This window comes from Paraburkholderia sp., from assembly GCF_036488505.1.
GTDB lineage: Bacteria > Pseudomonadota > Gammaproteobacteria > Burkholderiales > Burkholderiaceae > Paraburkholderia.
Genome location: NZ_DASXHN010000485.1, coordinates 1 through 11,290, shown reverse-complemented (window position 1 = coordinate 11,290; position 11,290 = coordinate 1). Strand labels below are relative to the sequence as shown.

The 11,290-nt window shown below is 67.7% G+C and carries 11 protein-coding genes; 9 read left to right on the top strand and 2 right to left on the bottom strand.

Annotation, left to right across the window (positions count from 1 at the left end):
- The coding region (locus tag VGH68_RS27730; RefSeq protein WP_331606928.1) for a MarR family winged helix-turn-helix transcriptional regulator at positions 1-362 on the bottom strand (362 nt) is incomplete at its 3' end.
- Between the two features lie 330 nt (positions 363-692).
- On the opposite strand from VGH68_RS27730, the gene VGH68_RS27725 reads away from it, so the two are divergent.
- The 9 genes from VGH68_RS27725 (at position 693) to VGH68_RS27685 (ending at position 10,188) form a co-directional block, all read left to right on the top strand.
- Positions 693-1,955 carry an amidohydrolase/deacetylase family metallohydrolase gene (locus tag VGH68_RS27725; protein ID WP_331606927.1) on the top strand — a complete coding sequence of 421 codons (1,263 nt, stop codon included), beginning with the start codon at positions 693-695 and terminating at the stop codon, positions 1,953-1,955.
- A gap of 18 nt (positions 1,956-1,973) precedes the next feature.
- Positions 1,974-4,382: a xanthine dehydrogenase family protein molybdopterin-binding subunit gene (locus tag VGH68_RS27720; RefSeq protein ID WP_331606926.1), complete on the top strand. Its 2,409-nt coding sequence runs from the start codon at positions 1,974-1,976 to the stop codon at positions 4,380-4,382.
- Positions 4,379-5,215, top strand: coding sequence for an FAD binding domain-containing protein (locus tag VGH68_RS27715; protein WP_331606925.1), 837 nt, complete (start codon positions 4,379-4,381; stop codon positions 5,213-5,215). The genes VGH68_RS27720 and VGH68_RS27715 overlap by 4 nt, the downstream gene beginning before the upstream one ends.
- A complete protein-coding gene (locus VGH68_RS27710) occupies positions 5,212-5,733 on the top strand; it encodes a (2Fe-2S)-binding protein (protein ID WP_331606924.1) in 522 nt (173 codons plus the stop codon). The genes VGH68_RS27715 and VGH68_RS27710 overlap by 4 nt, the downstream gene beginning before the upstream one ends.
- A gap of 24 nt (positions 5,734-5,757) precedes the next feature.
- Positions 5,758-6,489, top strand: a complete 732-nt coding sequence (locus VGH68_RS27705) for an SRPBCC family protein (protein ID WP_331606923.1) — start codon at positions 5,758-5,760, stop codon at positions 6,487-6,489.
- 2 nt (positions 6,490-6,491) lie between these two features.
- Positions 6,492-7,694, top strand: a complete 1,203-nt coding sequence (locus VGH68_RS27700; protein ID WP_331606922.1) for a DUF1116 domain-containing protein — start codon at positions 6,492-6,494, stop codon at positions 7,692-7,694.
- Positions 7,691-8,077: an oxalurate catabolism protein HpxZ gene (hpxZ, locus tag VGH68_RS27695; RefSeq protein WP_331606921.1), complete on the top strand. Its 387-nt coding sequence runs from the start codon at positions 7,691-7,693 to the stop codon at positions 8,075-8,077. Before VGH68_RS27700 ends, hpxZ begins: the two co-directional genes overlap by 4 nt.
- A complete protein-coding gene (locus tag VGH68_RS27690) occupies positions 8,077-9,282 on the top strand; it encodes an amidase (protein WP_414696999.1) in 1,206 nt (401 codons plus the stop codon). The genes hpxZ and VGH68_RS27690 overlap by 1 nt, the downstream gene beginning before the upstream one ends.
- A gap of 75 nt (positions 9,283-9,357) precedes the next feature.
- Complete coding sequence (locus tag VGH68_RS27685; RefSeq protein ID WP_331606920.1) at positions 9,358-10,188, top strand: phytanoyl-CoA dioxygenase family protein; 831 nt, start codon at positions 9,358-9,360, stop codon at positions 10,186-10,188.
- Positions 10,189-10,237: 49 nt separating this feature from the next.
- On the opposite strand, the gene VGH68_RS27680 is transcribed toward VGH68_RS27685, so the two are convergent.
- A complete protein-coding gene (locus tag VGH68_RS27680; protein WP_331606919.1) occupies positions 10,238-11,137 on the bottom strand; it encodes an amino acid ABC transporter ATP-binding protein in 900 nt (299 codons plus the stop codon).
- Positions 11,138-11,290: the final 153 nt, after the last annotated feature.

The window sequence follows — 11,290 nt, the reverse complement described above, 5'->3', positions numbered from 1 at the left end:
CCGGCGGGCGTCAGCTTGACGAGCCGCAGCCGTTTGTCGTGTTCGGCCTGCGTGCGGCTGACGAGCCCGCGCGCATTGAGTCGCGGAATGACTTCTGCGACGCTGGAGCGTTCCAGGCCGACTTCGATGGCGAGCGAGTTCTGATCCATCTCGCCGAGCGATTCCAGCGCCGTGAGCAGACTGTACTGCACCGGCGTGATGTTGAATTCGCTGGTTTCCTGTACGAACAGGAAAGTATGGATCTGATGCATGCGGCGAATCAGAAAGCCCGGTCGCGCAAACAGCGGCGAGCGCGCCTGCCGCTCGGCAAGCTCCGCACGAATGGCTTGGATGTCGATGTGATCGGTGACGGTGGTTCGCATGTAAGCGAGTTCTCGAGAAAAGGGATGAGCGTCCGACGCTCCGATGTGCATTCTAGGCCGAAATCGCGGCGCGCCGCAAATGCGGGGTGCACCGACGAATCACCATAAGAAGGCATCGCGCATGGGTGTGGTGCGCACACCCCGCGGCGCTGTCCGAGTTGGTGCGACGCAACTTTGACAAGATCCGTGGTACGGCACGCATCGGCCGGTTTCAACGCTTGCTAACCGGCTGATTCGGAAACAGAAACGTGGGCCGTGAAGCAGCGCCGGAAAACCGGCATACAACTTGCGGTACACCACGCATCTTTCCACTCGGCCATCGCACAGTACATGTCACAAGTTCTGCTCAAAGGGGGGCGTGTCATCGACCCCGCCCAGAAGATCGACGCCACGCTCGACGTGCTGGTGGACCACGGCGTGATCGCCGCAATCGGCGCCGATGCCGCGAGCCAGGCGCGGCAGGCGGACCTGATCGATTGCAGCGGGAAGCTGGTGCTGCCCGGACTCATCGATACGCACGGCCACGTCTATCAGTACGTCACGGGCCGCTTCGGCCTGAACGCGGATCAGTGCGGCGTGCAGTCGGGCGTCACGACGATCGTCGATCAGGGCGGTCCGAGCTGCATCACGATCCCGGGCTTTCGTCATTACGTGGCGGAACGTTCGGCCACGCGCGTGCTCGCGTTCATCTCCGCTTATCTGGTCGGCGGGCTCGAAGGCCACTACTATCCGGACCTGTATCGCCCGGACTGTCTCGATGCCGATGCGAGCATCAAGTCGATCAAGGCCAATAGCGATCTCGTGAAGGGCATCAAGGCACATGCGGAAATCGGCGGCTTCGCGCGCTGGGGTCTCGACGTGATGAAGATTGCCGCGCAGATCGGCCGGGGCGCGCAACTGCCGTTGTATATCCACTTCGGCCAGTTGTGGCCGAAGCCCGAGAGCGGCGGTCTGCCGGTGCAGCCGGACTGCATCTTCAATCAGGTGGTCGAGACGCTCAAGCCCGGCGACGTCCTCGCGCATCCGTTCAGCCGTCATCCTGGCGGCTTCGTCGAAGAGAACGGGCAACTGCATCCGCTCGTGCATGAAGCGGTTGCGCGCGGCCTGAAGATCGACGTCGGCCACGGCTCGCACTTCAGCTTCAAGACGGCGCGCATCGTGCTCGATGCTGGCGTCGTGCCCGATACGCTCGGCGCGGACATGCACGGCTACAACACGCACGTGCCCGCGCCCGCCGGCACGCCCGACAGCCATCCCGACGAGGAGCATTCGTTCCTCGGCCGCACGCAGTTCAGCCTCGTCAGCGCGATGACCAGCATGCTCGCGCTCGGCCTGCCGCTCGGGCACGTCGTCGCGATGGCGACCTGCAACGCCGCGAAGATGATCGGCATGGAACACGAGATCGGCACGCTGCAAGTGGGACGCGGCGCGGACATCAGCGTGCTCGACGATCGTCGCGGGCGCTGGGTGCTGGAGGATAACGAAGGCACGCAGGTCATCACCGACCGCATGCTGTCGCCGCTGTTCTGCCTGCGCGACGGCGTGCGCCATGACGCCGTGTCGCCGACCCTGCCGCTCGCGCGCGCGGCCTGAGAACACGAGGCTCACACGATGATCAAACGCCCGCACACACAGAGCGGCGGCGACCGCCCGCAAGGCATCGGCGCATCGCTGACGCGCAAGGAAGACGAGCGCTTCATGCACGGGCGCGGCGAGTACGTGCCCAATATCCGCATGGTCGGCATGGTCGATGTGGCGTTCGTGCGCAGTCCGATCGCGCATGGTCATATCGTCGGGATCGAGAAGCCGGCAGGCTTCGAACACGCGGTCTACACGCTCGCCGACATGGAAGGCGTCAAGCCCATCGTCGCGAGTTCGAGCCTGCCGGGCTTCAAGTGTTCCGAGCAGCCGGTGCTCGCGAGCGGCAAGGTGCGGCAGGTCGGCGAGACCATCGCGATGTGCGTGGCCGCGACGCGCGCGCAGGCAGAGGACATCGCCGCGCAGGTATTCGTCGATTTCGAGGAGCTGCCCGCCGTGGTCGACATGCTCGACGCGCGCCGCGACGATTCCGCGCTGGTGCACGAGCACTGGGGCGACAACGTGTTCCTCGAAACATTCGTCGATGCGAAGCCGGGCGTCGATCTCGCCGCGATCCGCCGCGACGCGCCGATCCGCGTGCATCGCAAACTGCGCACCGCGCGGCAGAGCATGGCACCGATGGAAGGGCGCGGCGTCGTCGCGCATTGGGACCGGCGGCTGGCGCAACTGATCGTGCACACGTCCGCGCAGATGCCGCACATCACGCGAACGGGGCTCGCGCAATGTCTCGGCCTGGACGAAGGACAAGTGCGCGTGATCGCGCCCGATGTGGGCGGCGGCTTCGGTTACAAGGGCATCTTGCTGCCCGAGGAAGTGTGCTGCGGCTGGCTCGCGATGCAACTGGACAAGCCGGTGCGCTGGATCGAGGATCGCCGCGAACAGCTCACCGCGAATACGAACTGCCGCGAGCACGATTACGACATCACCGGCTACGCGGATCGCGACGGCCGCCTGCTCGCAGTCGAATGCGAGGCGCACGTGGATTCGGGCGCGTACTCGTCGTATCCGTTCTCGGCGTGTCTGGAAGCGGCGCAGATCGGCAGCATCCTGCCGGGGCCGTACAAGATGGAGCGCTTCCAGTGCCGCACGTGGTCGGTCGCGACCAACAAGCCGCCGATCCTGCCGTATCGCGGCGTGGCGCGCACGGGCGTGTGCTACGCGATCGAAACCGTGATGGATGCGATCGCGCACGAAGCGGGCATCGAGCCCTACGAGGTGCGTCTGCGCAATCTGGTCGGGCCGCACGAGATGCCGTACGACAACATCACCAACAAGCACTTCGACAGCGGCGACTATCCCGAGGCGGTGCGCCGCGCGATGGCTGCGATCGACCTGCCCGCGGTGCGCGCGCGGCAGCGGCGCGGCGAGCCCGACGGCACGCGCATCGGCTTCGGCATGTCGGTGTTCTGCGAGCAGGGCGCGCACGGCACGTCGGTGTATCACGGCTGGGGCATTCCGATGGTGCCCGGCTATGAGCCGGCGGTGATTCGCCTGACGCCCGACGGGGTGCTCGAAGTCCGCGTGGGCGTGCATTCGCACGGGCAGAGCATGGAGACGACGCTCGCGCAGATCGCCCACGAAGTGCTCGGCATCGATACCGACCGCGTGCGCATCGTGCTCGGCGATACCGGCGTCACGCCGTATTCGACCGGCACCTGGGGCTCGCGCTCGATCGTGATGGCGGGCGGCGCGGTGGGCCGCGCATCGAAAGAACTCAGGGACCGGCTGATGAAGATCGGCGCGCATCTGCTCGACGAACCCGTGAGCGCCGTGCGCTGGGAGAACGGCGCGGTCGTCGGCACGCATGCGTCGCGCAGCCTATCTGAGATCGCGCGGACCTGGTATCTGGCGCCGCAACTGTTGCCGTCCGACGTCGATCCGCGTGGCCTCGAAGTCTCGACGTCCTATCAGGCCAAGCGCGACTCGGGCACGTTCAGCTATGCATGTCATGCGGTGGTCGTCGCGGTCGATCCGGCGCTCGGCCAGACGGAGATTCTCGATTACGTGATCGTCGAAGACGGCGGCGTGCTGATCAATCCGATGGTCGTCGATGGACAGGTCTACGGCGGCGCTGCGCAGGGCATCGGCACGGCGCTCTACGAGGCGATGCCGTACAGCGACGACGGCCAGCCGCTCGCGTCGACGCTTGCCGACTACCTGCTGCCCGGCGCGACCGAAGTGCCCTCGATTCGGATCGAACACATGGAAACGCCTGCGCCGTATACGGAGTTCGGGCAAAAGGGCATCGGCGAGAGCGGGGCGATCGGACCGCCCGCCGCGCTCGCCAACGCCGTCAACGATGCGCTGCGCGGGCTGGGCGTGCGGATCGACCAGTTGCCGATCACCCCGCGCGTGATCGTCGAAGCGCTCGCGAACGAGCGCGACCGGCAAGCCCACGCGATGAAAGGAATGCCCGCATGAAAGCCGCGACCTACGATTACGCCAAGCCGCTCGCCTGCGACGAGGCGATCGCGCTCATCGGTCCGACCGACGGCATGGGCAAGTTCGTGTCCGGCAGTCAATCGCTCGGACCGATGATGAACCTGCGCCTTGCGCAACCGGAAATGCTCGTCGATCTGCGCGGCATCGCGGCGCTGCGCGCATGCGGTATCGAAGGCGAGACCGTCACGCTCGGCGCGTGCATCACGCATGCGGAGATCGAGGACGGCAAGGTCGAGACCGGCACACGCGGACTCATGGAGCACGTGGCGCGCGGCATCGCGTATCGCGCGGTGCGCAATCGCGGCACACTCGGCGGCAGTCTGGCCCACGCCGATCCCGCCGCCGACTGGATCAACACGATGTGCGCGCTGGATGCGCAGTTTCTCGTCGCGGGGCCGGGCGGCGCCCGCGTGATCGCCGGCGGCGACTGGATGGCCGGCGCGTTCACGACCGCGCTCGAAGCCGACGAGATTCTGACCGGCGTGCGCTTCACGCGTCTGTCGACGACCGCACGCTGGAGCTACTACAAGTTCAACCGCAAGCCGGGCGAATTCGCGGAAGCGATCGCGGTGTTCATCGACGATGCGGCGCGGGGCGTGTGCCGTGCGGTGATCGGCGCGATCGACGCAGCGCCGTTCGTGATCGACGATGCGCGCGATCTGCTGCGCGACGCCGATCCGCAAACGCACTGCTTCGATGTGCATCTGCAAGCGGCGGGCATCGAAGCCGGAAGCTACGAACACGAAGTGCATCGCGTCGCGCTGGTGCGCGCGGCGGCGGGCATTCGCAATCAGGACGGAACCGCATCATGAGCGACGCATTCATCAAGACGATCGAGCTCGTCGTCAACCGGGCGCCGGTCGCGGACCGCGTCGAGCCGCGCACGAGCCTCGCCGACTTTCTGCGCGAGCAGCGCATGCTGTGCGGCACCAACATCGGCTGCGAGCAGGGGGTATGCGGCGCATGCACGATCGACGTGGACGGCGTGCCGACCCGTTCGTGCATCACACCCGCGATCAGTTGCGCGGGCAGCGCCGTGCGCACCATCGAAGGCTTCGACGACGACGCCACGATGAACGAGCTGCGCGCGGCGTTCAGCGCCGAACACGCGCTGCAATGCGGCTACTGCACGCCGGGCATGCTGATGACCGCGCGCGACATCGTCACGCGCCTGCCGGAAGCCGACGACGCGCGCGTGCGGCTCGAACTCTCCGGCAACCTGTGCCGCTGCACCGGCTACGTGGGGATCGTGCGCGCGATCCGCCGCGTGCTCGATGCGCGTCGCGCGCGTGCGGCGGCCCCGCTCGCGGCCGTCGCCACGACCGCCTGACACTCTGATACGGATTCGTACGCAATGGAAATCGAACAAAGCTTCACCGTCCCCTATCCGCGCGATGCCGTGTGGGCGTGCTTTCACGACACGCCCGGCATCGTCGCGTGCCTGCCGGGCGCGTCGCTCACGGCGCCGGTCGACAACGGCATGCTCAAGCTCGCGATGACCGTCAAGCTGGGGCCGATCGTCGCGTCGTTCGCGGGCGACGGCGAGATGAAGCTCGACGACGCGCAGTGTCGCGGCAGCATCACCGGGACGGGCGTGGACCGCAAGAGTTCGTCGCGCGTGAAGGGCGTCGCGTCGTTCGCGCTCGAAGCCACCGCGGCGAGCGAAACGCGCGTCGATGTGAAGGTGGACTACTCGATCGGCGGCACCCTCGCGCAGTTTTCGCGCGGCGGCATCGTGAAGGAACTGGCGACGCGCATGACCGAAGCGTTCGCGGGAAATCTGAAGGCGAAGCTGGACCAGGCGGTCGCGGCGCCGGACATTGCGCAGACAGAGGCGCAGCTGCAGCCGCAGCCGCAGCCGCAGGCCGGAGCGACGCTCGAACCGGCTCTGCGCGAAACCGATGCCAAAGCGCCTGTCGCGCCTGCTCTGCAAACGCGCGTCGAAGCGCGTCCGGCTGCGCGCGCGCAAACGCCGAATGTTCCGAATGTGCCGAATGCACTCAATGCGCCGCTCGACGTCGGCAATCTGTTCTGGAAGATGCTGTGGTCGCGCCTGCGCGGACTGTTCCACTTCGCGGCCCGCTGACCATGCGCGCCGACGATGCCAACGCACGCGCGCTGCGCCGCGTTCACGCGGTGCGTCCGCAATGGCGCGCAGTCGTGGCGGCGCGCGACGCGGTGCGTCTGCCGGACTTCACGCTGCTGCATGCGGGGCCGCCGTTCGACGATCCGCGCGAGCCGTCCGCGCCGGTGCGTTCGTCGGCGGTCCTGTGCTGCCTGTACGAAGGCTGGGCGAACGACGAAGCGCACGCCGAACGGCTGATCGCGCAAGGCGAGGTGCGGCTCGAATGCGCACAGTCGTACGGCGCGGTGACGCCGCTCGCGGCCGTGATCTCGCCGCGCACGATGCTCGTCGAAGTGAACGACGCGAATGATCCCGGCGCGCGCGCGTGGTCCTTGCTGGGCAGCGGCGCAGGACCGCAGATTCGTTTCGGCGGCCGCGACCCGCGCGTCGTCGAGCGCATGAAGTGGCGCGACGAAGTGCTCGCGCCCGCGCTCGACGCGGCACTCGCGCGCGGCCCGCTCGATCTGCTCACGCTGGCGCAGACCGGCCTCGATGGCGGCGACGACCTGCATGCGCGCACCACGGCCGCCACCGCCGCATTGCGCGGGCTGCTCGCTTCGCGCATCGCGCCTGCATCCGTCGTCGAGATCGACGCGATGCTCGCGCAGACGCCGCTGTTCTTCCTCACGCTGTGGATGGCCGCGTGCGCGTTGATGCTGTCGGCGGCGCCACGCGCGAGCGATGCTTCGTCGACGCTCGTGGTGGCGCTGGCGGGCAACGGCGAGCGCGTCGGCATCCGGCTTTCCGGCGCGCCGTCGCGCTGGATCACAGCCGATGCGCGCGCGCCGCAAGGACCGCGCATCGATCCGCGACAGCAGACGGATGCGGCGCCGCTGACCGGCGATAGCGGCGTGATCGATGCGGCGGGTTTCGGCGCGCAGGCGCTCGCGTTCGCGCCGGAACCGGCGCAGGCGTTCGACGCGTTTCTGCCCGCCGGCTGGCGCGAGCGGCAGGCGCGCATTCACACGGAACCGCATCCCGCGTTCATGCGGCTGCCCGGCGTGCTCGATGCCGCGCGCGTCGCCCGCGAAGGGATCGCGCCGCTCGCCGCCATCGCGATGATCGGCGGTGACGGACGCGCGGGCCTGCTCGGACGAGGCCTGTACGCGGCGCCGCCCGAACTGTTCGCGCGCGCGTTGAAAAGCCTTTCCGGTGACGCCGCATGAGCGCAGAACCGATCAACGATCCGGCCACGCTCGCGGCGGTCGAAGCCGCGTTCGACGACTACGAGCGCGCGCTGACGACCAACGACGTTGCCGTCCTCGACACGCTGTTCTTGAGAAGCCCGCACACGCTGCGCTACGGCGCGACCGAAAACCTGCAAGGCTACGACGCCATCCGCGAATTTCGCGCGCAGCGCCCGGGCAAGGGCTTGGCGCGCACGATCATCGACCGGTCGGTAACGAGCTTCGGCATGGACTTCGCGGTGGCGAACATCACCTTCTCGCGCGCGGGCGAGCCGCGCATCGGGCGTCAGTCGCAGACGTGGGCGCGCATCGACGGTCAATGGCGGGTGGTCGCCGCTCATGTGAGCTGGATGGACCCGTGATGATGCGCAAAGACTTGCTTCAACCGGGCCTGCATCGCGCGTTCGTCGCCGACGGCTTCGGCGCGCTGCCGCCCGCCGCGCTGCCGCCGCGCACCGGCGAGCGGCTCGGGACGCTTCGCCTCGCGGTGAAGGACGTGTTCGATATCGCCGGGTTGCGCACCGGCGGCGGCAATCCCGTCTGGCGCGAACAGCAGCCGGTCGCCGTGCGCACCGCGCTCGCCGTTCGCGCGCTGCTGGAAGAAGGCGCGCAGTGGATCGGCAAGACCGTCACCGACGAACTGACCTACAGCCTCGCCGGCGTCAACGCGCATTACGGCACGCCGGTGAATCCGGCGGACCCGGCGCGCATTCCGGGCGGCTCGTCGTCCGGTTCGGTCGTGGCGGTGGCCGCGGGCCATGCGGACATCGCGCTCGGTACCGATTGCGGCGGCTCCGTACGTCTGCCCGCGAGCTATTGCGGCGTCTGGGGCATGCGCCCCACGCACGGCCGCATCGCGGCGGACGGATGTCTGACACTCGCGCACAGCTTCGACACCGTCGGCTGGTTCGCGCGCGATCCGCGCACCCTCGCGCTCACGTTCGAGGTGCTGGCGCAAAGCGTCGTCGCAGCGGACGACGATGCGTTCGCCGTTCACGTGCCGCGCAACCTGCTCGCCTGTGCCGATGCGCGTGTCGCGACGCGCTTCGACGCAGCGCTTGCGGCGCTCGGCGAGCGCGTGAGCTTCGTCGCGCCCGACGCATCGCTCGCGGACTGGGCGCAGGCGTTCCGCGTGTTGCAAGCGGCGGAAATCGCGCAGCGATACGGAGCGTGGGCGCGCGAGCATGCCGGAAGCTTCGGCGCGGACGTCGGCGCGCGCTTCGCGATGAGCCTGACCATCACGCGCGAGCAGATCGCGCACGCGCAGCAGGTGCGCATCGAAGCTATCCGCGCGATGGCCGAAGCGCTGCCGCAACGCACGTACTGGCTCGTGCCGACCGTGCCGGGTTGCGCGCCGCGCGCCGATGCAGCGGCGCAAACGGTCGATCGCGCTCGCGCGCATGCGCAGCAGATGCTGTGCGTCGCGGGCCTCGCGGGCTTGCCGCAAGTGAGCATGCCGTGGACGCGCATCGACGATGCGCCGGTCGGCGTGTCCGTGATCGGCTCGCGCGGCGCGGACGAAGGCGTGCTGCGCGTCGCGCGCGCGGTGCACGAATTGATGCGGTAAGTGTCCGTGCGGGGCGTGACCCGTTGCCGGACGAGCAAGCGTCTTTCCGATCAAAGCCCATTCAAAGGAACATCCATGACGAAGCATCTGACCGAAGCGCAGATCGCGCACTTCAAGCAGCACGGCTATGTCTATCCGATGCGCGCGATCGACGCGCACGAGGCGGCCGAGTATCGCCGCATCATCGAACGGTATGAGGCGTCCTCGGGCGAGGACGTGAACAGAACGCTGAAAATCAAGGGCCATCTGGCCTTGCCGGCGATCGTCGAGCTTGCGCGTCGCCCGGCCATTCTCGATGCGGTCGAGGATCTGATCGGCCCGGACATCATGCTGTTCGGCGCGTCGATCTTCGCGAAGAACGGTCGCGATCCGCGCTACGTGTCGTGGCATCAGGATTCGACGTATTTCGGGCTGACGCCGCACGAGGAAGTCACCGTATGGGTCGCGCTGACGCCGGCGACTTCGGTCAACGGCGTGCTGCGCGTGCTGCCCGGCTCGCACCGCGGACCGGACCTGAAGCACGTCGAGACCTATGCGAAGGACAACATGCTCGCGAAGGGCCAGACGCTCGTCGGCATCGACGAAAACCTGGCGGTTGAAATGCCGCTGCAGCCCGGCGAATTCTCGATGCATCACGAGCGCACCGCGCACAGCTCGTTGCCGAATCGTTCGGACGACCGGCGCATCGGCTTTGCGTTCTTTTATGTGCCGGCGCATGTGCGATCGGCCACGGGCCGCCGTCGTGCGACGCTGGTGCGCGGCGTCGATCGCTTCGGTCACTGGGATGCTGACACGTTGCCCGAATACGATTGCGATCCTCGCTCGATGAGCGAACTGGCGCAGACCTGGGGCAAGTACAAGGACGGCGAAGTGAAGCAGGCCGCGGACATGGTTGCGCCGCGGTGAATCCGCTCACGCTCATCGCGGCGCATGCGGGCCGCGAGGAGCGTCAAGGTCAGGCGGGTTCGGCAGACGCGCTCCAGTCGTCGGCTGGCTGATGCGGCGAGCGAAAGCGCGCGAGAAACTGTCGCGCGCGCGGCGTCTGCGGTGCGCCGAAAAACTGCGCGGGCGGCGCGCTCTCGATCACCTGTCCCGCGTCCATGAACACCACGCGGCTCGCCACTTGCCGCGCGAACTCCATCTCGTGCGTGACGATCACCATCGTCGCGCCTTCCTGCGCGAGCGAACGCATCACGTTCAGCACTTCGCCGACGAGCATCGGGTCGAGCGCGCTGGTGGGTTCGTCAAAGAGCAGGATGTCCGGCTTCATCGCGAGCGCCCGCGCGATGCCCACGCGCTGCTTCTGCCCGCCCGACAGCCGCGACGGAAAGGCATCCATCTTGTCCACAAGGCCGACGCGCTCCAGCAGGCGCTCGGCGTCCGCGCGCACTTCGTCGCGCGCAAGCCCGAGCACGTGCAGCGGCGCTTCCATCACGTTTTGCAGCACCGTCAGATGCGGCCACAGCGCGAAATGCTGAAACACCATGCCGATGCGTGCGCGCGAACGCGCCAGTTCGGCATCGTTCATCTTGATCGACGAGCCCTCGCGCACGCCCATGCGCCGGCCCGACACGTGAACCGTGCCGGCGTCGGGAATCTCCAGCCAGTTCACGCAGCGCAACAGCGTGGATTTGCCGCAACCCGAAGGTCCGAGCAGGCACACGGTCTCGCCTTGGTGCACGGTAAGCGAGACATCGCGCAGCACGTGGTTCTCGCCGAACGACTTCGAAATACCGTTCAGTTGCAGGACCGTCTGCGCCGCCGGGCTCGCCGCGCCGCTCGCGAGCCCGGACGATGCGCTGGCCGCGCCGCTCGCGCGCAGCACGGTGAGCGGCACGTCGTTGGAAATGTTCATGCTCTGCGTTCCTCGGCGAATCTCGACAGTAATCCGCTGCCGCCTTCGATCACGAGGCAGATGGCCCAGTACAGCAGCACGGCCGTGATGAACGCGGCGAACGGGATGAAATAGGTGGCCTGAATGCCGTTCATCTGATGCGTCAGTTCGCCG

Excerpts from the sequence above, each read along its gene's own strand:
- VGH68_RS27725 (WP_331606927.1), top strand. The coding sequence starts at position 693 with ATGTCACAAGTTCTGCTCAAAGGGGGGCGTGTCATCGACCCCGCCCAG.
- VGH68_RS27720 (WP_331606926.1), top strand. The coding sequence starts at position 1,974 with ATGATCAAACGCCCGCACACACAGAGCGGCGGCGACCGCCCGCAAGGC.
- VGH68_RS27715 (WP_331606925.1), top strand. The coding sequence starts at position 4,379 with ATGAAAGCCGCGACCTACGATTACGCCAAGCCGCTCGCCTGCGACGAG.
- VGH68_RS27710 (WP_331606924.1), top strand. The coding sequence starts at position 5,212 with ATGAGCGACGCATTCATCAAGACGATCGAGCTCGTCGTCAACCGGGCG.
- VGH68_RS27705 (WP_331606923.1), top strand. The coding sequence starts at position 5,758 with ATGGAAATCGAACAAAGCTTCACCGTCCCCTATCCGCGCGATGCCGTG.
- VGH68_RS27700 (WP_331606922.1), top strand. The coding sequence starts at position 6,492 with ATGCGCGCCGACGATGCCAACGCACGCGCGCTGCGCCGCGTTCACGCG.
- hpxZ (WP_331606921.1), top strand. The coding sequence starts at position 7,691 with ATGAGCGCAGAACCGATCAACGATCCGGCCACGCTCGCGGCGGTCGAA.
- VGH68_RS27690 (WP_414696999.1), top strand. The coding sequence starts at position 8,077 with ATGATGCGCAAAGACTTGCTTCAACCGGGCCTGCATCGCGCGTTCGTC.
- VGH68_RS27685 (WP_331606920.1), top strand. The coding sequence starts at position 9,358 with ATGACGAAGCATCTGACCGAAGCGCAGATCGCGCACTTCAAGCAGCAC.
- VGH68_RS27680 (WP_331606919.1), bottom strand. The coding sequence starts at position 11,137 with ATGAACATTTCCAACGACGTGCCGCTCACCGTGCTGCGCGCGAGCGGC.